Raw genomic sequence first — 22,876 nt, 5'->3', positions numbered from 1 at the left:
AACCGCGCATTTTCTCACGCGCCCGGATCACCGTTCCGGGCGGGGCACATCCGGCCCGCGCGCTCAGAAGCGGCGGTTGTACGAAAAGGTCACACCGGCCTTGCCGAGGGCGGCCACCTGCACCGCGTCCCGGGGGGTGAGGCGCCACCCGATCGCCGGAATGAGCGCCGGCGAAACCCCGCCGTGGTTGAACGGCACCTTGTCCTTGTACCGGCCCCGGTAGCCGTAGAGGATGCCGCCGGTGAGCTTGGCGTACAGCGAAGGCTGGTCGAAAAGGCCTTCCCAGACATGGCCGTAATAGGCGTACCCGGTGGCCTGGCCGAACGAATTGCGGAACAGCGCGCCGCCCCACAGGGTGCCGTCGGGCTGCGCCCGCTCCAGTCCCAGCAACAGCACGTGCCGGTGCGCTTCGTCCCGATGCCAGTGCAGCGTGTAGGGCGAGACGATCACCTCCCAGTGCGAACCGTCGTCGGCCGGCGCAGTGCGCTGCTGTGCCAAGGCGACCTGCCCGAAGGTGCTGGCGGCGACGAGCACCAGTGCCCCTCGCGTCCGCTGCGAAGTTGTTTCGCGCAGTCTCATCTCCAGCCTCTTTGTTGTTGTCGTATTGACCGGCATTGTCCTCCGGTCGCGCGACGCCACAACCGGGGCTACTGCGCTGGTGGCCGTGGCGGGAGCACCACGACGAAACGGGCGCCCTCGCCGAGGGCGCTCTCCACCACCATGTGGCCACCGTGCGCCTCGACGATCTGCTGCGTGATGTACAGGCCCAGACCCAGCCCCGACACTTTCTTGCGGCTGTTGTCGGTGCGCTCGAACTGGCCAAAGATGCGCACATGGTCTTCCGGCGCGATGCCGATGCCTTCGTCCCGCACCGACAGCCGCGTCTCGTTGGCGGACTGGGCGACCGTCACGGCGATCGGCTTGCCGCCGCCGTAGCGCATCGCATTGGTCAGCAGGTTGGTCACGACCTGCTCGATGCGGAAGCCGTCCCACAGTCCCTCGACCGGCGCGGGCGCGTCGAGGGTGACCACGCAGCCGGCCACTTCCGCCTGCTGCGCGAGATTCTCGATCACGCGTTCTGCAAGGCTCGCGAGGTCGACCGGCGCAGGCTGGATCGATAGGCTGCCGCTGCGCAAGCGCGAGACGTCGAGCATGTCGTCGATCAGCCGCACCATGTTCATGATCTGGCGCTGGTCGCGGTCGATCATTGCGGGCAGCCGATCGGCTTCGAAAGGGGCGGTGTTGCCGCGCGAAAGGTGCATCTTGCGCACCTGCGTCTCCAGGTAGAGCGTGTTGAGCGGCGTGCGCAGTTCGTGCGACACCATCGACATGAAGTCGTCGCGCATGCGCACCGCGCGCTGCAGTTCGGCCTGCGTGGTCTGCAGTTGCGCGACCACCGCCTCCGTCTGCCGATGGGCGGCGGCGAGCGCGTCCATTTCCTGCTTGAGCGCCTTGCGGTGCTGGTAGAGATCGACGAAGACGTTGACCTTGCTCTGCACCACATGGCCGTCCAGCGGCTTCTGCAGGAAGTCGACGGCGCCGCTCTCGTATCCCTTGAACGCGTAGTTCAGTTCGCTGCCTGCCGCGCTCACGAAGATGATCGGGATGTGCCGGGTGCGCTCGGTGCCGCGCATCATTTCGGCCAGCTCGAAGCCGTTCATGCCGGGCATCTGCACATCGAGGATTGCCAGCGCGAACTCGTGTTCGAGCATCAGGGCCAGCGCCGCGTCGGCCGAGTCGGCCTGGAACACGGTGCGGCCCGCGCCGCGCACCAGGGCCTCCAGCGCCAGCAAGTTGTCTGGCAGGTCGTCGACGAGCAGCAGCTTGCTTTCGTGTTCAAGGGGCATGGGCGGCGTCCAGTTGCATCAGCAGTTCGCGCAGTTCGCGCAGGGGAAGTATGTGGTCGGGGCGATGGCGTGCGAGCGCGCCCAGTGGCATCGTGGCCACCTGGGCCTCCTCAGGGTCCTGCACGGCCGTGAGGCCACCGGCCCGATGGATGCGCGCGAGTCCGGCCGCGCCGTCTTCATTGGCGCCTGTCAGCAGCAGCCCGGCGAGCGACGGGCCGTAGGCGTCGGCCGCCGAGTTCATCGTCATGTCGATGGCCGGGCGCGACCAGTGCAGCGGCGGCTCGCAGCTGAGTGAGAACCGTCGGTCGCGCTCGATCGAGAGGTGGTAGCCGGGGGGCGCGAAATAGAGCGTCGCCGGTGCGATGGGCGCCTTGTCTTGTGCCTCGTGCACGGCGATCGGCAGGCGCGCACGAAACACTTCGGCGAGCCGGCTCTCGTGCGATTCGGGCAGATGCAGCACCGCGACCAGTGGCAGCCGCCAGCCGGCCGGCAAGCCGGCGAGCAGCACCATGAGCGCATCCACGCCACCGGCGGAAGCACCAATCACCACCGCATCGACCAGAGGCAAGCTCATGCGCCCTTGCGGTAGAGGCGTTCGGCGCGGGCCAGCGTGTCGAAGCGCCCGGCATAGGCCGAGAAATCGATGCTCTCCTTGCTGCCCAACCCCAGAAAGCCGCGGTGGCACAGCGACTCGTGGAAGAGCCCGAGCGCGCGGTCCTGCAGCTGCCGGTTGAAGTAGATCAGCACGTTGCGGCACGACACCAGATGCGTTTCGGCGAACACGCTGTCGGTCGCCAGGCTGTGGTCCGCGAAGATCACGTTGGCGCACAGCGACGGGTCGAAGCGGGCGGCATCGTAGGCCGCTGTGTAATAGCCGGAAAACGCGTGCTGCCCACCGGCGCGCTGGTAGTTGGCGGTGTAGCCGCGCACCGATTCGAGCGGGAAGATGCCCTGCCGCGCTTTCTCGAGCGAGGCCGGATTGATGTCGGTCGCGTAGATCAGCGAGCGCTCGAGCAGGCCTTCCTCGCGCAGCAGGATCGCCAGCGAATACACCTCTTCGCCCGTGCTGCAACCGGCCACCCAGACCTTGATCGACGCATAGGTGTGAAGCACCGGCACGACCTGGGTTCGCAGCGCCTTGAAGTAGGGCGGGTCGCGGAACATCTCGCTCACCGGAATGGTGAGGAACTGCAGCAGCTGCGCGAACAGCGTCGGCTCGCGCAGCACGCGCTCCTGCAGGGCGGAGATGGTCGGCAGCGCCATCTGCTCGAGCGCATACAGCACGCGCCGCTTTTGCGAGGCACCGGTGTAGTCGCGAAAGTCGTGGTTGTACTTGAGGTAGATCGCCTCCATCAGCAGGCGAAGCTCGATCTCGGTGTCGTCCGGCAGATTCACAGCCGCTCCATCTTCGGCATCCAGACGCGCAGCAGCGAGAACAGGCGATCGAGGTCGACGGGCTTGGCCAGATAGTCGTTCGCACCGGCGGCGAGACACTGCTCCTGATCGTCCTTCATGGCCTTGGCGGTGACGGCGATCACCGGCAGCTTCTGGAAGCGTGCGTCCTGGCGCAGCCGGCGCGTGGCTTCGAGGCCGTCCATCTCCGGCATCATCACGTCCATCAGCACCAGGTCGATGTCGGGCACCTCGTCGAGCTTGGCGAGCGCCTCGATGCCGTTGCGGCCGACCTCGACGACCGCGCCGCGCTGCTCCAGCGCGCTGGTCAGCGCGAAGATGTTGCGCACGTCGTCGTCCACCAGCAAGATGCGGCGGCCTTCGAACACGCGGTCGCGCCCGCGCGCCGTCTTCAGCATGGTCTGGCGTTCGCTCGACAGTTCCGATTCGACCTTGTGCAGGAACAGCGTCACCTCGTCGAGCAGGCGCTCGGGCGAACGCGCGCCCTTGATGATGATCGAGCGCGAGTAGCGCAGCAGCTCGGCCTCTTCGGCGCGCGTGAGGTTGCGGCCGGTGTAGACGATGACGGGCGGGAACGACACGATGTCTTCCAGCGCCATGCGCTGCAGCAACTCGCTGCCCTGCAGGTCGGGCAGCTTCAGGTCGGTGATCATGCAATCGAACACCCGGGTGCGCAGCAGCGCCAGCGCTTCCTCGCCGGTGCCCACGGCGGTGATCGCCACGTCGTCGTCGGCAATCAAGTGGATCACGCTGTCGCGTTGCAGTGCGTCGTCTTCCACCACCAGCACCTGCTTGACCTTTTGCGAGAGCTTCTGTTCGAGCTTGGCGAACACGTCCTTCAACTGGTCGCGCGATGCGGGCTTGAGCGCGTAGCCGATCGCGCCCATGTGCAGCGCCGCCTCGGACTGGTCTTGTGCCGACACGACGTGCACCGGGATATGCCGCGTGTGCGAGTCGTCCTTCAAGTGCTGCAAGACGCCGAGGCCGGGGCTGTCGGGCAACCGCATGTCGAGCAGGATCGCGTCGGGCACGTACTGCCGCGCCAGCGCGAAGCCGTCGGCGGCGCCGTGCGCCACGAGGCAGCGGTAACCGAGCTCGTGCGCCAGGTCGTAGAGGATGTGCGCGAACTGCGGCTCGTCTTCGATGACGAGCACGCGGCGCGACAGGTCGGGCGGCAACGCGCGGTCGTCGGCAAACTGCGGGATGTCGGGCGCGGGCACGAGCGGTGAGGCCGCGGGCTTGGCGGCCGGCATGCCCGTGGCGCGCAGCGGCCTGGGCTGCGGTGCGGTTGCCGCACCGTCACTGCGCTCCGCGGCGGTCAGCGGCTGGGCGATGTCGGCCGGCAGTGCGAGCGTGAAGGTGCTGCCTTGTCCGGGCACGCTGTGCACCTGCAGCTCGCCGCCGAGCAGGCGCGTGAGGTCGCGCGAGATCGACAGGCCGAGGCCGGTGCCGCCATAGCGCCGGCTGGTGGTGCCGTCGGCTTGCCGGAAGGCTTCGAAAATCACGTCCTGCTGGTCGACCGCGATGCCGATGCCGGAATCGCTCACCGCAAACTGCGCACCGCCGCCCGCTCGTGCCGAGACGTGAAGCCGCACGGTACCGCGGTCCGTGAACTTCAGCGCATTCGAGAGCAGGTTCTTCAGGATCTGCTCGACGCGCTGCCGATCGGTGACCAGGCTGACCGGCGCATCGGGCGCGACGTCGAGTTCGAACGCCAGCTTCTTGTCGTTGGCGAGCGGCGTGAACGTCATGCGCAGGCTCTCGGCCACGCTGTTGACGGCCACCACTTCTGGCTGCACTTCGAGCTTGCCGGCCTCGACCTTGGCGATGTCCAGGATGTCGTTGATGAGCACCAGCAGGTCGTTGCCCGACGAGTAGATCGACTCCGCGAACTTCACCTGCTCGGGCGTCAGGTTGCCCTGCGGGTTGTCGCCCAGCAGCTTGGACAAGATGAGCGCGCTGTTGAGCGGCGTGCGCAGCTCGTGTGACATGTTGGCGAGGAACTCCGACTTGTAGCGGCTGGCGCGTTGCAGTTCTTCGGCGCGGTCTTCGAGATCGAGCTGCACGCGCTTCAGGGCGGCATTGCGCTGGTCGAGGGCATCGGTGCGCTCCGACAGCTGGCTGTTGGTCTGCTCCAGTTCGGCCTGCTGGTTTTCCAGCGTTGCCTGCGACTGGCGCAGCACGCGCGACTGCTCTTCGAGTTCTTCATTCGCGGTGCGCAGCTCTTCCTGCTGCACCTGCAGCTCTTCGTTCAGTTGCTGGGTTTCGGCCAGCACGTCCTGCAGCTGTTCGCGATAGCGCGATCCCGCGACCGCACTGCCGATGGTGCCGGCCACGGTGTCGAGCAGCGTGGTCGCGCGCTCGTTGGGCGCGCGCATGAGACCGAGCTCGATCACGCCGTTGACCTGGCCTTCGTGCGTCACCGGCAGCAGCAGCGCCGCACGCGGCGCGGTCTCGCCGAGGCCCGAGTTGACCTTGAGGTAGTCGGCCTCCACCGGCTCGACCAGCACGGTGCGGCGCTCGGTCGCGGCCTGCCCGAGCAAGCCCTGCGTGCCCGAGAAGATCTGCGGACTGGCCTCCGCCGCCGCCGAAAAGCCGTAGGCAGCCGCGCGCCGCAGCTGGCCCTGCGGTTCGCGCAGGTAGAGCGCGCCAACGTTGCTGCCGATGTGGCGGCCGAAGAACGCCAGCGTCTTGCGCCCCAGTTCCTGCACGCTGAGCTGCCCCACGAGCTCGCCCGCCAGTTCGTTTTGTGCGCTGCGCAGCCACGCTTGCTGCTGCAGCACTTCGGAATGGGCGGTCTGCTCCGCGAGTGCAGCTTCGTAGCTGCCCGACAGCTGGGCCAGCTGGCGACGGCCGAAGTAGCCGAGCGCGCCGGTCAGCAACAGGCTGAACAGCACATAGGCGCCCACCACCAGCAGGCTCGTGCGGTTCGCGTCGTTGTTGCGCTGAAAGCGCAGGTTCTGCTCGATGTTGAGAAAGGTGGCGTAATCGGACCGCATCGCGTCGCTCAGCGCCTTGCCGCGACCCGCGTTCACGCTTTGCCGATAGTCCTGGTCGGCGCGGCGCAAGGCGATCAGGTCTGCCGCATACGCGTCCCAGCTCGTTTGGGCAGCGGCAATGCGGTCGACGCGCGCCACCTGGGCCTTGTTGTCGGCCACCAGTGCACGCAAGGCGCCCAACTCGCCGTCGATGCGAGACTGCGCCGACTGGTACGGATCGAGAAAGCGCACGTCGCCGCTGATGAGGTAGCCGCGCATGCTCGACTCCATGTCCACGCTCAGTCGCTGGGCCTCGGTCGCGTTGCGCGTGACCTGGTCGGTGTGCTCGACCCAGCCGATCACCGACAAGAGATAGAAGATGAGCCCGACGAAAACGGCCGCACCGAGCACGCCGGCCACGAGCGGCAACTTGACGTTGCGGCTGAGCACGCGTTGGAAAGCTTGGGGATCAATCGCGGGCTGGCTTTTCATGGTGCGGCTGGAGTGAGCAAAACCTGTCGAGTGTGCCCGAGCGATCCCCGTCGCGCTGTCAGTGAACGCCGCGCCTTGCGGGGCCTGCTTCGACTCAGGCAGCGAAAAAGTTTTCGATCAGCTTCGCGACGTTCGCTGGCTGGTCGTGGTGCAGCATGTGGCCCGCGTCCTCGACCCGCGCGACCCGCGCGTCGGGCACCGACTGCAGGCGCTCGTGGTACTGCGCCAACGTGTAACGGCCCTTCCACCACGTTGTGAGACTGTCATCGGCCGCTTCGACGGCGAGCAGCGGTGCGCTGATGCGCCGGTAGAGCGCGAGCACTTCGTCGAGCCGGTAGATCTGCGCGCTGCTGATCTTGTGGCCGGGCTCACCGAGGATTTCCCAAAGGCCGTCGCCGCGCTGGCGCGCCCAATGGCTTGCAAGCCAGTGGGCTTTGTCAGGGGTGAGGCGCGGGTTGGTCTTCATGAGTCGGCGCGCGACGCCGTCGATGGCGGGGTAGGCTTTCAGGTCGAGCTCGCCGCGGTGCAGGCGCTTGAGCTCGTCGATCCACTTGCCGTAGCGCGCCGGCGCGTCTTCCGGGTCGGCCGCCGGCATGCCGAAGCCTTCGAGGTTGACCAGGCGCCGGATGCGCTGCGGCCGCACGCCGGCGTAGAGCATCGACACGTTGCCGCCCATGCTGTGGCCGACCAGGTCGACCGCCGCGTCGCCGGCGCAGTGGTCGAGCAGGCAGTCGAGGTCGGCGATGTAGTCGCCCATGATGTAGTGGTCGGCGCCGCATTCGGTGAGCCCGAAACCGCGCCAGTCGGGCGCGATCACATGGCGGTCTTCGGCCAGTGCGTCGATCACGAACTGCCATGACGCGGCCACGTCCATCCACCCATGCACCATGACCAGCGGCGCGCGCCCCGGGGTCGGCTCGCCCCACGAGAGCACGTGGTAGCGCAGGCCGCGCAGGGGAATGAATTCGCTCTTGGAAGGTCGGCGGGGCTGGTACATGGGCAGGATCATAAGAAGGCGGCGCGACGGGTTCACCCTAGGGTTATGCAGGAGGCGTTCGCCATAGCGCGCCACTAGAGTCAAGGCCACTCGAACCGCTTTCACAGGGAGACACCGCATGCCACGCACACCCCCACTTCGCCTGCTCGCCGCCAGCCTGTTGCTCGGCTGGTGCACGGCCCAGGCCGGCACGGTGACCGTGGTCACGTCCTTCGCCAAAGACCTGACCGACCCCTACAAGAAAGCGTTCGAGGCGGCCAATCCGGGCATCAAGATCGAGGTGCTGAACAAGAACACCACCGCCTCCATCGCCTACATCAAGGAGCTCGCGGTGGGTCAGCGGCCGGACGTGATGTGGGCTTCGGCGCCCGACGCGTTCGAGGTGCTGGCGCGCGACAAGCTGTTAACGGCCGCGCCCGACGTCAAGAACCCGAAGGTGCCCGAAAAGATCGGCAACTACCCGATCAACGACCCTCAGGGCCTCTACTACGGCCAGGCACTGGCCGGTTACGGGATGATGTGGAACACCCGCTACCTGCAGGCCAACAAGCTGCCGGTGCCCAGCGAATGGAGCGACCTGGCGAAGCCGGAGTATTTCGGGCACGTGGCGATCAGTTCACCCTCACGCTCTGGCACGACGCACCTCACGGTCGAGACGCTGCTGCAGGGCGAGGGTTGGGACAAAGGCTGGACCGAACTGCTGCAGATCATGGGCAACTGTGCGGCAGTGACCGACCGCAGCTTCGGCGTGCCCGACGGCGTGAACAGTGGGCAATACGGCGTGGGCCTGGTCATCGATTTCTTCGGACTGGCGGGCAAGTACTCCGGCTTTCCGGTGGACTTTGCCTACCCGAGCGTGACGGCCGTGGTGCCGGCCAACATCGGTCTGGTCACCGGCGGCAAGAACGCCGAAGAGGCGAAGAAGTTCATTGCCTTCACGCTCTCGAAGGACGGTCAGCAGATCCTGTTCGACCCGAAGATCAGCCGGTTACCGGTATTGCCCTATGCCGACCTCAAGGTGCCCGCCGGCTACCCCGACATCCAGGCGGTGGCGAAGAAGGCGAAGGTGCAGTTCAACTCCGAGCTGTCGGAGGCGCGCTACCAAGTGGTGGTGAGCATGTTCGACCAAATGGTGACCTTCCGCCTGAAAGAGCTGCAAGGCGCGACGAAGGCGATCCACGATGCGGAAAAAAAGCTCAAGGCCAAGCCCAACGCGCAAGCCAGCGAGCTTGTGAAGCAGGCCAGAGCTTTTGCCTACTCGCCGCTGGTCGGACAGGACAACGTGAAGAACGAACAGTTCCTCGAACTGTTCCGCAAGAACCGGCGTGACGTCGCGGTGTCGAAGCAGCTCACGGGGCAAGAAGAACTCTGGGCCTCGAAGGCGAAGACCCATTACGCGAAGGCCACCGAGCTCGCGGACCAGGCCGCGGCGCTCGTCAAGTGACGGCGGCCACAGGGGAGGAGGCGGCACCGATTCGCTTGAGGAAAGCGGGTGCAGGCTGGGGTGCATGGACGGTGGCGGCAGCGGTCGGCGCCTTCTTGCTGGTCTTTTTGTTGATCCCCGTCGGGCTGGTGATCTTCACGGCCTTCGTCGACGAAACCGGCGGCCTGACGCTCGGGCACTTCGCCAACTTCTTCGCGCAGAGCATCTTTCGCGAATCGTTTTTCAACAGCCTGATCGTGTCGCTGGCGAGCGTGTTGTTCGCCTCGCTGATCGCGGTGCCGCTGGCGTACCTCACGGTGCGGTTCGAGTTTCGCGGTGCGCTGCTGATCCAGACGCTCGGCGTGCTGCCTTTGATCATGCCGCCCTTCGTCGGCGCGGTCGCGCTGCAACTGATCTTCGGACGCAACGGGTCGGTCAACCTGCTGCTCGATCAGTACTTCGGTTTCAAGATTCCGATCATGGATGGCCTCGTCGGCGTGGTTTTTGTCGAGAGCATCCATTACTTTCCGTTCATCCTCTTGAACCTGGTGGCCTCGATGCGCAACATCGACGGTGCCATGGAAGAGTCGGCGCTGAACCTCGGCGCCAAGGGCTTCCGGCTGTTCCGTCGCATCATCTTTCCGCTGGCGATGCCGGGCTTTTTGGCCGGCGCGGCGCTGGTGTTCGTCAAGGTGTTCGACGACCTCGGCACGCCGCTGGTGATGGGGGTGACCAATATGCTGGCACCGCAGGCCTACCTTCGCATCACCTCGGTCGGCATCGACGATCCGCTGGGTTATGTCACCAGCGTGCTGATGATCGCGTTCTCGATCCTTGCGCTGTGGATGGCTGCACGTGTGATGAAGGGCAAGGACTACGCGACCCTGCAAAAGGGCGGTGGCTCATTGCAGCGGCGCAAGCTGGGCGGTTGGGAATCGGTGCTGGCCTATGGCTGGATCGCATTGGTGCTGTTCATCGTGCTGGCACCGCACCTGGGCATCCTGCTGATGTCCTTTGCCAAGGTATGGAGCTTTTCGGTGCTGCCCGACGCCTACACGCTGGGCCACTACGCCAACGTGTTCGAGAACTCGCAGCAGATGATCGGCAACACATTGCTCTATTGCGTGCTGGCCGCCAGCCTCGATGTCGTGATCGGCACTGCGATCGCCTGGCTCATCCTGCGCACCACGTTGCCGGCGCGCAAATGGCTCGACTACCTGGCCTCGGTCGCGCTCGCGATCCCGGGACTGGTGCTGGCCATCGGTTATCTGCGCCTGTTCAAGGGGGTGAATTTGCCATTCACCGACACGCCCATCGTCACGAGCTGGGTGTTGATCATGCTGGCCTACGCGGTGCGGCGCCTGCCGTACGCATTGCGGGCCTGCATGGCGGCCCTGCAGCAGGTGCACATGTCGCTGGAAGAAGCGGCGCAAAGCCTTGGTGCCACCCGCTGGCGCACCGTGCGTCGGGTGATGGTGCCGCTCATGGCGGGCGGCATGCTCGCTGGCTTCGTCACCAGTTTCATCACGGCGGCGGTGGAGCTGTCGGCCACCTTGCTGCTCACATCGTCCGAATCGCAGGCGCCGATGAGCTATGGCATCTACCTCTACATGCAGAGCGCGGCCGGCCGCGGACCGGGCGCGGCGCTCGGCGTGCTGGCGGTCGTTGTGGTGGGTCTCGGCACCTGGGCGTCGCATCGCTTTGTCGAGCGCACGCGCACCCCTGAAAGAACAGCGGCATGAGCGAAATGAACAAGATGAAAAAGGTGTCCCTCGAAGCGCGCCACATTTCCCTGAGCTATGGCACGACCGAAGTGCTGCGCGACATCAACCTGAAGATCGAACCGGGCGAGTTCTTCGCGTTGCTCGGGCCCTCGGGTTCTGGCAAGTCGACGCTGCTGCGCTTGATCGCGGGCTTCAACCAGCATCAGCGCGGTGAGCTGCTGGTCGACGGTCAGGACATCACGCACATCCCGCCGCACGCGCGCAACATCGGTATGGTGTTCCAGAGCTACGCGCTGTGGCCGCACATGTCGGTGTGGGACAACGTGGCATTTGGCTTGGTCGAGCGGCGCGAGACACGCGACGCGATCCAGCGCAAGGTGGGCGCCGCGCTCGAACTGGTGGGCCTGTCCGACTACGGCAAGCGCCGGCCCGGCCAGCTCTCGGGCGGCCAGCAGCAGCGCGTGGCACTGGCGCGCACCATCGTCATCGAACCCAAGCTGCTGCTGCTCGACGAGCCGCTGTCGAACCTCGACAAGAATCTGCGCGTGCAGATGCGCGACGAACTCAAGCACTTGCAGCGCACCTTGGGCCTCACCACCATCTTCGTCACGCACGATCAGGAGGAAGCCATGACCACGGCCGACCGCATGGCCGTGCTCGACAAGGGCGTGCTGCAGCAGGTTGGGCCGGCCACGGGGTTGTTCGACTTCCCGGTCAACCGGTTCGTCGCCGGATTCGTCGGCACGGCCAACTTGTTGGAAGGGCGTATCACCGGTCAGGAGGGCGGGATGCTGCAGTTCGAGGCGGACGGCGTCGGCGAATTGCGGGTGCCGCAGCAGGGGCTCGACGCCGACATTGTGGTGGGCCCGGCGGCGATGGCTTTTCGCCCGCACCAGGTTCACATCCGACCCGCCGGCACGCCGCAGGACGCCGCGCGTGTCTGGGTCGAGGGCGTGGTCGAAAGCACCGAATTCCTTGGTGAGGTGTCGCGCTACAAGCTGCGCGTGGGCCAGACTTTCATGGTGGCAGACGAGGTGCACTACGCTGGCGAGCCGGTGCTGGTGCCGGGCGCGAAGGTGCAGTTGGGCATCGATCCGGGTCAGGTGCGTTTCCTGCCCGACTGAGGCCGCAGCGCGAAACGGGGCAGGGCGGTAGGATTTCGCCCATGCAAAAAATCAAACTGGGTCAAAGCGACCTTCAAGTCACCCCGATCTGCCTCGGCACCATGACCTTCGGCGAGCAGGTCGACGAAGCCACGGCGCACCAGATCCTCGGCCTTTCGCTCGAGCGCGGCGTCGATTTCATCGACACCGCCGAGATGTACGCGGTGCCCGCGCGCAAGGAAACCTTCGGCGCGACCGAAACCATCATCGGCAACTGGTTCGCGAAGAACCCGGGCGCCCGCCAGAAGCTCACGCTGGCCACCAAGGTGGCCGGCCCGTCGCGCGGCATGCCCTGGGTGCGCGAGGGCGCCGGCATGACGCCTGCCGACATTGTCGCGTCGTGCGATGCGAGCCTGAAACGCCTGCAGACCGACGTGATCGATCTTTATCAGATCCACTGGCCCGAGCGCAACACGCCGGCCTTCGGCCAGCTCTACTACGACCCGAAGAACGAGCGCACGCAGACATCGATCCATGAGCAACTCGAAGCGTTCAGCGGGTTGGTGAAGGCCGGCAAGGTGCGCTACATCGGCCTGTCGAACGAAACGCCCTATGGCGTGCACGAGTTCGTGCGCCTGGCCGAGCAGCACAGCCTGCCGCGCATTGCCACAGTTCAGAACGTCTACTGCCTCGTGAGCCGCACACTGGAAAACGGGCTCGACGAAACCATGCATCGGCTGGACGTGTCGCTGCTCGCCTATTCGCCGCTGGCCTTCGGCTTGCTGACGGGCAAGTACGACCAGAGCGGCACCGACGGCCCGGACGCACCGAAGGGCGCGCGCATTTCCAGCTACGAGTCCGTGCGCAAGCAACGCTGGGGCCGCCCCGATGCATTGAAGGCCGCACGCCGGTACAACCAACTGGCGCGCGACAACGGCATGACGCCCACGCAGATGGCGCTGGCCTTTTGCTACACCAAGTGGCAGGTGGCGAGCACGATCATCGGGGTGACCTCGGTCGCGCAACTGGAAGAAGACATCGACGCGTACGGTACCGTGTTGTCACCCGAGGTGCTGGCCGAAATCGACACGATCCGCTGGGACATTCGCGACCCGGCGCTGTGAACTTGGCAGCGTAAGGCGGGGATGGCCGAGCGGAAGCCGGTGCAATCCGCACTGGCAGAATGAGCCACCCTTTTTCCGGTCGGAGCCCACGTTGAATTTTCATTGGACATCGCTTGTCGCGATCGTTGCGTCGTACCTGATCGGATCGTTGTCTTTCGCAGTCATCGTGAGCAAGGCGCTCGGCATGGCCGACCCGCGCAGCTACGGCAGCAAGAATCCCGGCGCGACCAATGTGCTGCGCTCTGGTCGCAAAGGCGCGGCCCTGGCGACGCTGCTGCTCGACGGGCTCAAGGGCTGGGTGCCGGTGTTTCTGATTCGCCATTACGGCGCTGCGTATGGCATGGGCGACGGCGTGGCGGCGGTGGCGGGCCTGGCGGCATTTCTCGGACACCTCTTTCCGGTGTTCTTCGGATTTCAAGGCGGCAAGGGCGTCGCGACGGCGGCCGGCGTGATCGTCGGCATCGCGCCGCTGCTGGGGCTGGCGACCGGCGTCACCTGGCTGATCATCGCGGTGTTCTTTCGCTACTCGTCGCTGGCGTCGCTGGTCGCTGCATTCTTTGCGCCAGCTTATTACGTCGTTGGCGGCAACATCGCCTGGCCGCTCGATTTCACTGTGCTGATTGCGTTGATCGTGATCAGCCTGCTGCTGGTATGGCGGCATCGCGAAAACATCCGCCGGCTCGTCGCCGGCACCGAGTCGAAGCTCGGCTCGAAGACAAAGGATTGAACACCATGGGCGACATCCAACGCTTTCACGTCGGCGCACGCTTGTCGGAAACGGCCGTGCACAACCGCACCGTCTACCTCGCTGGGCAGGTGCCGGACGACCTGACGAAGAACCTCAAGGGCCAGACCGAGGAAGTGCTCGCGATGGTCGACGGTTTGCTGGCCGAGGCCGGCAGCGACAAATCGTGCATCCTGATGGCGCAGATCTTCCTGGCCGACATTGGTGAGATCGGTGCCATGAACGAGGTGTGGGATGCCTGGATTCCTGCGGGCCACACGCCACCGCGCGCCACGGTGCAGGCCCGGATGGCGAAAGCCGACTACCTGATCGAGATCGTGGTCACCGCGGCACAACGTTGAACGCAGCGAACTGCGTGGGCGTTCAGAACCGCTTTTCAAGCACCATCTGATCGGCATCGCGCCGCATCGAGAAGCGGTTGATGAAGCTGTTGCCCAGAAGCACGAAGGGCATCGATTGTTCGGTGACGACGGCGTCGATGTCGTACACCTCGACGTCGCCGACGCGCACCGAACTCAGGCGCAGCCGGTAGCCGTTGGCAACGCCGTTCGCGGTGTTCATGCGGATCGGCTGGCCCTTGCTGTAGTCGAGCCCGATGCGTTGCGCGTCGGCGGCCGACAGCGCCACCGACGTGGCGCCGGTGTCGAGCATGAAGTTGACCGTGCGGCCGTTGATCGTGCCTTGCGTCATGAAGTGCCCGCGGCTGTCGGCCGGCAGCACGATGCGATTGCCGCCGCCACCGCTGCTCCCGCCGCCGCCAATGCTGGCCGGCGTGTCCATGCGCAGCACCAAGCGCTTGCCGGCCGCTTCGACCGTCGCCTGCTCCGACGCCAGCGCCAGCAGCTTGACGCCCTGAAAGGTCTCGCCGACCGCCACCGTCTTCGGCGCACCGCCGTTCACGATGAGGATCGCGCGGCTGCCGATGGTGCCGGTGAGCATCACCGAATCGGCGGCGTGGGACGACAACGCGGCGGCCGCCAGCAGCAGGGCGGCGACGACGGTTTTCATGCGGCTCAGTCGCGGAAGTTGTCGAAGGACAGCGGCATGTCGGGCACGTCTTTCTTGATGAGCGCCATGGCGGCCTGCAGGTCGTCGCGCTTGGCGCCGGTAACCCGCACCGAGTCGCCCTGGATCGCCGCGGTGACTTTCATCTTGCTGTCCTTCAGGATGCGCGTGATCTTCTTGGCTTGTTCGGATTCGATGCCGCTCTTGACCTTGATGACCTGCTTGACCTTGTCGCCGCCGATTTTCTGGACATCGCCCTTGTCGAGAAAGCGCACGTCCACGCTGCGCTTGGTGAGCTTCGCGCGAAGGATGTCCTCGACCTGCACGAGCTGAAATTCGGCGTCACCGATCATGGTGATTTCCTTGTCCTTGAGCTCGACGGCGGCGGCGGTGCCCTTGAAGTCGAAGCGCGTCGCGATTTCCTTGGCAGTGTTGTCGACCGCGTTTTTCACCTCGGGCATATTGGGTTCGCAGACGGTGTCGAAAGACGGCATGAAGTCTCCTGATGGGGCGCAAAGTGGATGCGACAATTCTCCCATGATCGTGGAGAACAACGTCCCGCTGCAGCCCTACAACAGCTTTGGCATCGTCGCGCGCGCGCAGCATCTGGTGCGCATTGCCTCGGAGGCGGACGTGGCGGCACTGCGCGACGACGCGACCTGGCGGGACGCGCCCAAATTCGTTCTCGGCGGTGGCAGCAACATCGTGCTCACCGGCGATGTGAAGCCGCTGGTGGTCAAGGTCGAGATCAAAGGATTGCGACTGGTCGAGGACACGCCAAAGGCGTGGATCGTCGAGGCGGGCGCCGGCGAGGTATGGCACGACGCGGTGCATTGGATGGTGTCCAACGGGTATCCCGGCCTCGAGAACCTGGCGCTGATCCCGGGCACCGTCGGCGGGTCACCCGTGCAGAACATCGGCGCCTATGGCGTGGAACTGCAAGACCGGTTCGAGTCGCTCGATGCGATCGATCTGGAAACCGGCCGCGCCTTCACTCTCGACTCGGCGCAGTGCGCCTTCGGCTACCGCGACTCGGTGTTCAAGCACACGCGCAGCGGCCCCAACGACTTCGGGCTGGCGGGCCGCGCGCTCATCACGCGTGTTCGCTTCCGGTTGCCGAAACCCTGGAAAGCAGTGGCCGGCTATTTCGATCTGGAACGCAAGATGGCCGAGACCGGCAACTTCACGCCGAGCGCGGCGGACGTGTTCGACTGGGTGTGCGCCATTCGTCGCGCCAAGCTGCCCGACTGGCGCGTGCTGGGCAATGCCGGCAGCTTCTTCAAGAACCCGACCGTCACGCCGGAGCAGTGCGCCGACATCATCGCGCGGAGCCCAAGATCGTGCATTACCCGATGGACGACGGCAGCATCAAGCTCGCGGCTGGCTGGCTGATCGATGCCTGCGGCTGGAAAGGCAAATCGGTCGGCAATGCCGGTGTGTACGAACGGCAGGCGCTGGTGCTGGTCAACCGAGGCGGCAACACCGATCCCGTCACCGGCGGAGAGGTCATGACCCTGGCGAAAGCGATCCAGACCAGCGTCTACGAGCGGTTCGGCATCCGGCTGGAGCCCGAGCCCGTGGTGGTCTGATGGACCTGCTGCAGCTCAACTTCCGGCGGCGCATTGCCGGACTGGTGTGGTCGCGGCGTTTGCTCTGGCTGGTCGGTATCGCTGCGTTCTTCGTTTTCAAGACGGGCTTCGCTTTTTTCCTGACGGTCGCGTTGTCGGTGTTGCTGGCGGGCGCGCTGAAGGCGCGCGAAACCAGCCTCCGCAGGCAATTCGTACGGGAGGCCGAATTCCCGCGTTTCCTGGTCGCGAAGATTCGCGCCGTGCACCCGGAGCTGGCCGAGCGCGACGCCGAATTGGTGCTGCGCGGCCTGCGCCAGTTCTTCATGGCGCATCTGCGCAGCGGTCGGAAGTTCGTCGCCATGCCCTCGAAAGTGGTCGACACGGCCTGGCATGAATTCATCCTGCACACGCAGGGCTACCAGCGCTGGTGTCACGCCGCATTCGGCGGGCTGCTGCACCACAGCCCGGCGGAAGTGCTCGGACGCGATGCGCGTCGCAACGACGGGCTTCGGCGCAGCTGGTACTGGGCGTGCAAGGAGGAAAGCATCGATCCGCGAAAGCCCACGCGCTTGCCGTTGCTGTTCGCGCTCGACGCGAAATTCGGCGTAGCGGGCGGTTTGACGTACGTTGCAGACTGCCATGCCACACGCCGGCACGACGGTTCGACCGCCCAGTGCGGTTCCGATTTCGGCAGTTCCGATGGCGGTTCGACGGGCGATGCAGGCGGTTTTGGCGGCAGCGAATCGTCTTCCGACGGCGGGGGCGGAGGTGGCGACTCGGGCTGCGGCGGCGGGTGTGGAGGCGGCGGCGGCGACTGAAGCGCCGCGCGCCAGGCCGATCAGCCGAAGTGGCAGATGTAGCTGTACGGCTGGCCAGACACCCGGATCTGGAAAGACGCATTGCCGGGCACGCTGAACTTTTCGCCAGCGCCCGACTTCTTCCATTCGGTGGTGTCGGCCAGAAGGTATTCGCAGGCGCCGCTCACGCCTTCCATGACCTCGGGTGCGCCGGTGCTGAAGGTCAGCGTGGCGGGGAGGATCACGCCGACCGATTTCTTCGTGCCGTCGGCGAGCGTGAAGTTGTGGCTCACGCACTTGCCGTCGAAATAAACGTTGGCCTTGGTGCTCACGGTCACGCCTGCAATGGTGTCGGTCGTCATCTCGCTCTCGTCTCCGGGGTCAAAGTTGTGACAGTTTTGATAGCGCATCGCGCCGCAGACGATTCTAGAGGGCGCTCAGCGCCAGCCGCGGTGGCCCCAACCGCCGCCACCCCATCCGCGCGAATAGCCGAGGTTGAGCGAGACGCCCACCGGCGGAAAGTAGTAAGGCTGTGCATAGGCGGGTTGCACGTACACCGGCGCGGGAACGTAGCCCGGCTGTACGTACACCGGCGCGGTCGTGTAGACCGGCGCCGGACGGTTGCCCGACACCACCACACCCGGCTCCGGCGTCACGTTTTCCCAGGCAGGCGCGTCGCCGCTGGGCGCAGAAGCCAGGGGTGACTGGTACACGGGGCTCGTGGTCACGCCGATCGCACTGACCTGCACCGGAATCGTGGCGCCCGGTGGCTGTCGGTGCGTGGTGTAACGACGACCGGCGTACTCGTAGGTCACGTTGTAGCCCCCGTCCGGGGCCTGGGCTGTCGAGACGACACGCGCCTCGTCCGGCAGCGATTGCTGAGCCTGCGCCACACCCGCGCTCAGGGGCTGCGGCCGCGAAAGCGAAAGAACAAGGGATCGACGGGTGAAATGGTCATGATGAACTCCTCGGAACGAATGAATTGGATGTGATCGGGCCAGTCAGGTTCCGTTGCATCAAGCGGAAAAAGTCGCCCATTGGCGGCGTCGAAACCTACGGTAGGCGCGCCGTGGCCCCAATCGACCACGGGCCGTTTGATCAGGCTGGGGTTGGCCAGCAGCACCTTGCGGGCAGAACCGGCATCGACGACCGCGTCGCGGGTCGCCTCGTCGAGGCGACGCCAGGTCGTGCCGCGCCGATTGACCAGCGCGTCCCAGCCGGGCGTCGCGAGCCATCGGTCGAGCGATGCTTCGGGCACACCCGCTTTCTTGAAATCGTGGAATCGGTAGGCGATGTCGCGGTCGGCGAGCCAGGTGCGCGCCCGCTTGACGGTGTCGCAATTCGGGATGCCGTAGACGGTGATCATGGGTCGCCATGATGCCTCCGGGGCGCGTCGGCGACAATTCCGCCTCCATGGAAACCCTCGCCGACTGGCTCGCGCACGCCGAGCAACTTCACGCCAAGAACATCGACATGGGACTGGACCGCGTGCGCACCGTGGCCGAGCGCATGGGCCTGCGCTTCGATTGCCCGGTGCTCACCGTGGCCGGCACCAACGGCAAGGGCTCGACCTGCGCCATGCTGGAATCGATCCTCACCCATGCCGGGTACCGCACGGCGGTCTACACCTCGCCGCATCTGGTGAATTTCGAGGAGCGCCTGCGCCTCGCCGGCGAGGCGGTTGACGCTGCCAAACTGATCGCGCACTTTGAAGCAGTGGAACTCGCCCGGGCCGAAATTAGCCTGACTTACTTTGAATTCACCACGCTGGCGCTGATGCGCTGCGCGGCGGCCGAGAAACCCGATGCGGTCATCCTGGAAGTCGGGCTCGGCGGGCGGCTCGATGCGGTCAACGTGATCAACGCCGACTGCGCAATCATCACCAGCATCGATCTCGACCACATGGACTTCCTGGGGCCGGACCGCGAAAGCATCGGTTTCGAGAAGGCGGGCATCCTGCGCACCGGCAAACCGGCGATCGTGAGCGACCCGGTGCCACCACAGAGCGTGCTCGACCACGCGCGGGCCATCGGCGCGGATCTCTGGCGCTTCGGGCACGATTTCAACGTGTCGGGGGACAAGCAGCAGTGGGGCTGGAGCGGTCGAGGCCGCCGCTACAGCGGCCTCGCGTATCCGGCGCTCCGGGGTGCCAACCAGTTGATCAATGCGGCCGGCGCGCTGGCGGCGCTGGAGGCGCTGCGACCGCTGTTGCCGATCAATGCGCAGGCGATTCGCACCGGTTTGTCGATGGTCGATTTGCCGGGGCGCTTCCAGATCGTGCCCGGGCAACCGGCGCTGGTGCTGGACGTGGCGCACAACGCGCATGCCGTGGCAGCGCTCGCCGAAAACCTCGACGCCATGGGTTTCTTTCCGACCACGCGTGCCGTCTTCGGTGTCATGGCGGACAAGGACCTGGCGCCGATCCTCGCGCGCATCGGGCCGTTGATCGATCGCTGGTATTTCACCGACCTGCCGACGCTGCGTGCGGCCAAAGCGGCGGACCTGATGCAGCGGTGGCAGGCGCAAAACCCGCGCGGCGATGTGGTCGCCAGCGTGCACGCCGCGCCTCTCGAGGCGCTTCAGGCCGCCATCGATGAATCGGACCCCGCTGATAGAATCGTCGTCTTCGGATCGTTCTTTACAGTGGGTGGCGTGCTGGTGCACGGAACCCCCCGTCTGCAAGCCAAACACCTGTTGCCGGGCGCCTGAACTGCCCGCTGTCACGGCGCTTTTCTCCGCTCACGCTGCACTCTCCATCAGGGATCGACTTTCATGGCGTTTTTCAAGTTCCGCAAAGGCGGTGCCCCGGGCAACGAGGGGCGCAACGCCAGCGTCGCAGCAGCGCCCGCTGAAAGCGTGGAAACGATGCGCCGTCGCGCACGCCATCGCTTGCTGGGTGCGGTCGTGCTGGTGCTCGTTGGCGTGATCGGCTTTCCGCTCCTGTTCGACACGCAGCCGCGCCCCATCGCGGTGGACATCCCGATCGAGATTCCGGATCGCAACAAGGCCAAGCCGATCGTGGTTCCGGCGGCGCCAACCCCCGCGCCCGTGGCTGCCGCCAATCCCGATGCGGGAAGCTCGCGCGTCGCCTCGGGTGCCACCGCGGGCAGCATGATCACCGAGGCGGCAGACGGCTCGGAGATCCCTGCCGCAAAGCCCGCGCCCGTCGTCAAGTCGGAAAACAAGCCGGAGCCGAAGCCCGAAACAAAGCCAAAGCCCGAACCGAAGTCCGAAGCGAAAGCGGAATCCAAGCCCGAGGCGAAGCCCAAGCCCGAGGTCAAACCGGAAGCCAAGCCGGAACCGAAGCCAGCGGCCAAGCCCGCCGACGACGGCGCGCGCGCCAAGGCCTTGCTGGATGGCAAGTTCGCAGACGCTTCTGCCGCTAAGCCCGCAGCGTCTGACGACGCCGGCCGCTTTGCCATTCAGGTTGGCGCATTCGCCGATGCCGCAAAGGCACGGGAAGTCCGGCAGAAACTCGAAAAGGCTGGCCTCAAGACTTACACGACGGTGGCGAAAACGGCCGATGGCGAGCGCACGCGTGTGCGTGTCGGTCCGTTCGCCAGTCGCGGCGATGCCGACAAGGCGGCCGCGAAGGTCAAGGGCCTGTCGCTGTCGGCCGCGGTGCTGCCGCTGTAGCGCCCGCGTGCCGCCGTGGCCTTGCTCGACTGGATCGGTATCGCGGTGCTCGTGCTCTCGATGCTGCTCGGCGTGGTGCGCGGGCTGGTTTTCGAGGTGATTTCGCTGATCGGCTGGATCGCTGCTTTCCTGTGCGCGCAATGGTTTGCCGGTGATGTGGCGGCCTGGATGCCGGTTGGTGAAGCCGGCGCGGTCTGGCGCTATCCGGTGGCCTTCGTGCTCGTGTTCGTCGCGGTGGCGTTCGGTGTGGGTCTGGTGGCAGCCCTCACGCGCAAGATGATCGCGGCGGTGGGCCTGCGACCGGTCGACCGGATACTCGGCGCCGCCTTCGGCCTGGCCCGCGGTGTGCTGGCATTGTTGGTCGCCGCGGTCGTGGTTCATTTGTTGGCAATGAGCGACGGGGCCTTGTGGAAGGAGTCGCGCGGCGCCATTGTTCTGGATGAGGCCTTGCAAGGCGTGAAACCTGCATTGCCTGAAAAGTTGGCCAGTTACCTTCCCTGAGAGGACCGTCCCCATGTGTGGAATCGTCGGCGTTGTCAGTACCGCGCCCGTCAATCAATTGCTCTACGACGCATTGCTGCTGCTGCAGCACCGCGGGCAGGACGCCGCCGGCATTTGCACGCTGATGGACCGCAAGTTCTTCATGCACAAAGCCAAAGGGATGGTGAAGGACGTTTTCCGCACGCGCAACATGCGCGCGTTGCCGGGCAGCGTCGGCCTGGGCCAGGTCCGCTATCCCACCGCGGGCAACGCCTACAGCGAGGAAGAAGCGCAGCCGTTCTACGTGAACGCGCCGTTTGGCATCGTGCTGGTGCACAACGGCAACCTGACCAATGCGCACGCGTTGCGCGCCGAGTTGTTCTCGACCGACCATCGCCACACCAACACCGAGAGCGATTCCGAGGTGTTGCTCAACGTTCTCGCGCACGAGCTCGAACGCTCGACGCGCGGCGTGCCGCTGCATTCGGCGGAAGTGTTCGCAGCGGTCAAGAACGTTCACAAGCGGCTGCGCGGGTCTTATGCGGTGGTCACGCTGATCGCCGGCCATGGCTTGCTCGCGTTCCGCGATCCGTTCGGCATTCGTCCGCTGGTCATGGGCCGCAGTGCCGACGGCACCGTCATGGTGGCCAGCGAGTCGGTGGCGCTCGAAGGTTCGGGCCACGTGTTTGAGCGCAACATCGCGCCGGGCGAAGCGGTGTTCATCGACCTGCAGGGCCAAGTGCATTCGATGCAGTGCGCGGAGTCGCCGTCGCTCAATCCCTGCATCTTCGAGTTCGTTTATCTCGCGCGGCCCGATTCGGTCATGGACGGCATTTCGGTCTATCAGGCAAGGCTCAATCTCGGCGAGACACTGGCCAAACGCGTGGTCTCGACCGTGCCGCCGAGCGACATCGACGTGATCATTCCGATCCCTGAATCGAGCCGTCCGAGCGCCACGCAACTGGCCCACCTGCTCGGCGTGCCGTACCGCGAAGGCTTCGTGAAGAACCGCTACGTCGGTCGGACTTTCATCATGCCGGGGCAGGGCGTTCGCAAGAAGTCGGTGCGCCAGAAGCTCAACGTGATCGCGAGCGAGTTCAAGGGCCGCAACGTGCTCCTGGTCGACGACTCGATCGTGCGCGGCACCACCAGTCGCGAGATCGTGCAGATGGCGCGCGATGCGGGCGCCCGCAAGGTGTACCTCGCGAGCGCCGCGCCGCCGGTGCGTTACCCCAACGTCTACGGCATCGACATGCCGACCAAGGACGAACTGGTGGCGCACGACCGCACGGTCGAACAGATCCGCGAACTGATCGGCTGCGACGCGCTGATCTACCAGGACGTCGATGCGATGAAGCGCGCGATCGGGTCGCTGAACCCCAAACTGGACGGCTTCGATGCCTCGTGCTTCGACGGCGTGTACGTGACGGGCGACATCGACACCGAGTCGATCAACCGCATGAACGGCAACCGGCCGCGCATCGAAGAGACCGAGGAAGACTCCTCGCGCCTCGCGCTGCCGAACATGAGCGAAAGCAACTGAC

Annotated in this window: 21 protein-coding genes and 2 pseudogenes; 12 read left to right on the top strand and 11 right to left on the bottom strand. The window is 65.7% G+C overall.

Annotated elements, in window-relative coordinates; all coding sequences use genetic code 11:
- Positions 1–63: 63 nt before the first annotated feature.
- From AX767_RS03995 to AX767_RS03970, 6 genes are all read right to left on the bottom strand, one after another.
- Entirely contained in the window at positions 64–579 is a 516-nt protein-coding gene (locus tag AX767_RS03995) for a hypothetical protein (RefSeq protein ID WP_082754803.1), read from the bottom strand.
- A 68-nt stretch (positions 580–647) separates the two neighbouring features.
- The gene (locus AX767_RS03990) at positions 648–1,847 is read right to left on the bottom strand and encodes a hybrid sensor histidine kinase/response regulator (protein ID WP_068628827.1); all 1,200 of its coding nucleotides are present in this window, start codon (positions 1,845–1,847) and stop codon (positions 648–650) included.
- Complete coding sequence (locus AX767_RS03985; protein ID WP_068628825.1) at positions 1,837–2,421, bottom strand: chemotaxis protein CheB; 585 nt, start codon at positions 2,419–2,421, stop codon at positions 1,837–1,839. Before AX767_RS03985 ends, AX767_RS03990 begins: the two co-directional genes overlap by 11 nt.
- Positions 2,418–3,200, bottom strand: a complete 783-nt coding sequence (locus AX767_RS03980) for a CheR family methyltransferase (protein WP_082755118.1) — start codon at positions 3,198–3,200, stop codon at positions 2,418–2,420. Before AX767_RS03980 ends, AX767_RS03985 begins: the two co-directional genes overlap by 4 nt.
- 38 nt (positions 3,201–3,238) lie before the next feature.
- Positions 3,239–6,730 (bottom strand): response regulator, encoded by a 3,492-nt coding sequence (locus tag AX767_RS03975; RefSeq protein ID WP_068628823.1) that lies wholly within the window; start codon positions 6,728–6,730, stop codon positions 3,239–3,241.
- A gap of 94 nt (positions 6,731–6,824) precedes the next feature.
- Complete coding sequence (locus AX767_RS03970; RefSeq protein ID WP_068633335.1) at positions 6,825–7,727, bottom strand: alpha/beta fold hydrolase; 903 nt, start codon at positions 7,725–7,727, stop codon at positions 6,825–6,827.
- A 118-nt stretch (positions 7,728–7,845) separates the two neighbouring features.
- On the opposite strand from AX767_RS03970, the gene AX767_RS03965 reads away from it, so the two are divergent.
- The 6 genes from AX767_RS03965 (at position 7,846) to AX767_RS03940 (ending at position 14,187) form a co-directional block, all read left to right on the top strand.
- Complete coding sequence (locus tag AX767_RS03965) at positions 7,846–9,171, top strand: ABC transporter substrate-binding protein (protein ID WP_068628821.1); 1,326 nt, start codon at positions 7,846–7,848, stop codon at positions 9,169–9,171.
- A gap of 29 nt (positions 9,172–9,200) precedes the next feature.
- On the top strand, positions 9,201–10,892 hold the full coding sequence (locus tag AX767_RS03960; protein ID WP_443082775.1) for an ABC transporter permease: 1,692 nt from the start codon (positions 9,201–9,203) through the stop codon (positions 10,890–10,892).
- 14 nt (positions 10,893–10,906) lie between these two features.
- Complete coding sequence (locus AX767_RS03955; protein ID WP_068633333.1) at positions 10,907–11,998, top strand: ABC transporter ATP-binding protein; 1,092 nt, start codon at positions 10,907–10,909, stop codon at positions 11,996–11,998.
- 41 nt (positions 11,999–12,039) lie between these two features.
- A complete protein-coding gene (locus AX767_RS03950) occupies positions 12,040–13,101 on the top strand; it encodes an aldo/keto reductase (RefSeq protein ID WP_068628817.1) in 1,062 nt (353 codons plus the stop codon).
- Between the two features lie 91 nt (positions 13,102–13,192).
- Positions 13,193–13,828 carry a glycerol-3-phosphate 1-O-acyltransferase PlsY gene (gene plsY, locus AX767_RS03945; protein ID WP_068628815.1) on the top strand — a complete coding sequence of 212 codons (636 nt, stop codon included), beginning with the start codon at positions 13,193–13,195 and terminating at the stop codon, positions 13,826–13,828.
- A gap of 5 nt (positions 13,829–13,833) precedes the next feature.
- The gene (locus AX767_RS03940) at positions 13,834–14,187 is read left to right on the top strand and encodes a RidA family protein (protein WP_068633331.1); all 354 of its coding nucleotides are present in this window, start codon (positions 13,834–13,836) and stop codon (positions 14,185–14,187) included.
- A 22-nt stretch (positions 14,188–14,209) separates the two neighbouring features.
- On the opposite strand, the gene AX767_RS03935 is transcribed toward AX767_RS03940, so the two are convergent.
- Both AX767_RS03935 and AX767_RS03930 read right to left on the bottom strand, forming a co-directional pair.
- Positions 14,210–14,854: a retropepsin-like aspartic protease family protein gene (locus tag AX767_RS03935; RefSeq protein ID WP_068628813.1), complete on the bottom strand. Its 645-nt coding sequence runs from the start codon at positions 14,852–14,854 to the stop codon at positions 14,210–14,212.
- A 5-nt stretch (positions 14,855–14,859) separates the two neighbouring features.
- Positions 14,860–15,345, bottom strand: a complete 486-nt coding sequence (locus AX767_RS03930; protein ID WP_068628811.1) for a YajQ family cyclic di-GMP-binding protein — start codon at positions 15,343–15,345, stop codon at positions 14,860–14,862.
- Positions 15,346–15,388: 43 nt separating this feature from the next.
- Here AX767_RS03930 and murB point away from each other — a divergent pair.
- Positions 15,389–16,440: pseudogene (gene murB, locus AX767_RS03925) on the top strand (UDP-N-acetylmuramate dehydrogenase).
- On the top strand, positions 16,440–17,237 hold the full coding sequence (locus AX767_RS03920) for a glycine-rich domain-containing protein (protein WP_068628809.1): 798 nt from the start codon (positions 16,440–16,442) through the stop codon (positions 17,235–17,237). The pseudogene murB and the gene AX767_RS03920 overlap by 1 nt, the downstream one beginning before the upstream one ends.
- A gap of 20 nt (positions 17,238–17,257) precedes the next feature.
- On the opposite strand, the gene ppnP is transcribed toward AX767_RS03920, so the two are convergent.
- The 3 genes and pseudogenes from ppnP to AX767_RS21810 form a co-directional block, all read right to left on the bottom strand.
- Entirely contained in the window at positions 17,258–17,578 is a 321-nt protein-coding gene (gene ppnP, locus AX767_RS03915) for a pyrimidine/purine nucleoside phosphorylase (RefSeq protein ID WP_068628807.1), read from the bottom strand.
- 75 nt (positions 17,579–17,653) lie between these two features.
- Positions 17,654–18,109 carry a hypothetical protein gene (locus AX767_RS03910; RefSeq protein WP_156480951.1) on the bottom strand — a complete coding sequence of 152 codons (456 nt, stop codon included), beginning with the start codon at positions 18,107–18,109 and terminating at the stop codon, positions 17,654–17,656.
- 149 nt (positions 18,110–18,258) lie between these two features.
- Positions 18,259–18,582 (bottom strand): annotated as a pseudogene (locus tag AX767_RS21810) (ArsC family reductase); the annotation flags it as partial.
- 47 nt (positions 18,583–18,629) lie between these two features.
- Between AX767_RS21810 and folC the strand changes: the two are divergent.
- From folC to purF, 4 genes are all read left to right on the top strand, one after another.
- Entirely contained in the window at positions 18,630–19,925 is a 1,296-nt protein-coding gene (gene folC / locus AX767_RS03900; RefSeq protein WP_237288545.1) for a bifunctional tetrahydrofolate synthase/dihydrofolate synthase, read from the top strand.
- 63 nt (positions 19,926–19,988) lie between these two features.
- Positions 19,989–20,852, top strand: coding sequence for an SPOR domain-containing protein (locus AX767_RS03895; RefSeq protein WP_068628804.1), 864 nt, complete (start codon positions 19,989–19,991; stop codon positions 20,850–20,852).
- A gap of 15 nt (positions 20,853–20,867) precedes the next feature.
- Positions 20,868–21,353 (top strand): CvpA family protein, encoded by a 486-nt coding sequence (locus AX767_RS03890; protein WP_068628802.1) that lies wholly within the window; start codon positions 20,868–20,870, stop codon positions 21,351–21,353.
- A gap of 13 nt (positions 21,354–21,366) precedes the next feature.
- A complete protein-coding gene (purF, locus tag AX767_RS03885) occupies positions 21,367–22,875 on the top strand; it encodes an amidophosphoribosyltransferase (protein ID WP_068628800.1) in 1,509 nt (502 codons plus the stop codon).
- The last annotated feature ends 1 nt before the right edge of the window (position 22,876 follow it).

It is taken from the genome of Variovorax sp. PAMC 28711 (assembly GCF_001577265.1).
Lineage (GTDB): Bacteria > Pseudomonadota > Gammaproteobacteria > Burkholderiales > Burkholderiaceae_C > Variovorax.
This window is presented reverse-complemented; position numbering and strand designations above follow the sequence as displayed.

Excerpts from the sequence above, each read along its gene's own strand:
- AX767_RS03930 (WP_068628811.1), bottom strand. The coding sequence starts at position 15,345 with ATGCCGTCTTTCGACACCGTCTGCGAACCCAATATGCCCGAGGTGAAA.
- AX767_RS03970 (WP_068633335.1), bottom strand. The coding sequence starts at position 7,727 with ATGTACCAGCCCCGCCGACCTTCCAAGAGCGAATTCATTCCCCTGCGC.
- AX767_RS03935 (WP_068628813.1), bottom strand. The coding sequence starts at position 14,854 with ATGAAAACCGTCGTCGCCGCCCTGCTGCTGGCGGCCGCCGCGTTGTCG.
- AX767_RS03975 (WP_068628823.1), bottom strand. The coding sequence starts at position 6,730 with ATGAAAAGCCAGCCCGCGATTGATCCCCAAGCTTTCCAACGCGTGCTC.
- AX767_RS03895 (WP_068628804.1), top strand. The coding sequence starts at position 19,989 with ATGGCGTTTTTCAAGTTCCGCAAAGGCGGTGCCCCGGGCAACGAGGGG.
- AX767_RS03955 (WP_068633333.1), top strand. The coding sequence starts at position 10,907 with ATGAAAAAGGTGTCCCTCGAAGCGCGCCACATTTCCCTGAGCTATGGC.
- AX767_RS03990 (WP_068628827.1), bottom strand. The coding sequence starts at position 1,847 with ATGCCCCTTGAACACGAAAGCAAGCTGCTGCTCGTCGACGACCTGCCA.
- AX767_RS03940 (WP_068633331.1), top strand. The coding sequence starts at position 13,834 with ATGGGCGACATCCAACGCTTTCACGTCGGCGCACGCTTGTCGGAAACG.
- purF (WP_068628800.1), top strand. The coding sequence starts at position 21,367 with ATGTGTGGAATCGTCGGCGTTGTCAGTACCGCGCCCGTCAATCAATTG.
- AX767_RS03995 (WP_082754803.1), bottom strand. The coding sequence starts at position 579 with ATGAGACTGCGCGAAACAACTTCGCAGCGGACGCGAGGGGCACTGGTG.
- AX767_RS03965 (WP_068628821.1), top strand. The coding sequence starts at position 7,846 with ATGCCACGCACACCCCCACTTCGCCTGCTCGCCGCCAGCCTGTTGCTC.
- AX767_RS03985 (WP_068628825.1), bottom strand. The coding sequence starts at position 2,421 with ATGAGCTTGCCTCTGGTCGATGCGGTGGTGATTGGTGCTTCCGCCGGT.
- ppnP (WP_068628807.1), bottom strand. The coding sequence starts at position 17,578 with ATGACGACCGACACCATTGCAGGCGTGACCGTGAGCACCAAGGCCAAC.
- AX767_RS03980 (WP_082755118.1), bottom strand. The coding sequence starts at position 3,200 with ATGGAGGCGATCTACCTCAAGTACAACCACGACTTTCGCGACTACACC.
- AX767_RS03920 (WP_068628809.1), top strand. The coding sequence starts at position 16,440 with ATGGACCTGCTGCAGCTCAACTTCCGGCGGCGCATTGCCGGACTGGTG.
- folC (WP_237288545.1), top strand. The coding sequence starts at position 18,630 with ATGGAAACCCTCGCCGACTGGCTCGCGCACGCCGAGCAACTTCACGCC.
- AX767_RS03950 (WP_068628817.1), top strand. The coding sequence starts at position 12,040 with ATGCAAAAAATCAAACTGGGTCAAAGCGACCTTCAAGTCACCCCGATC.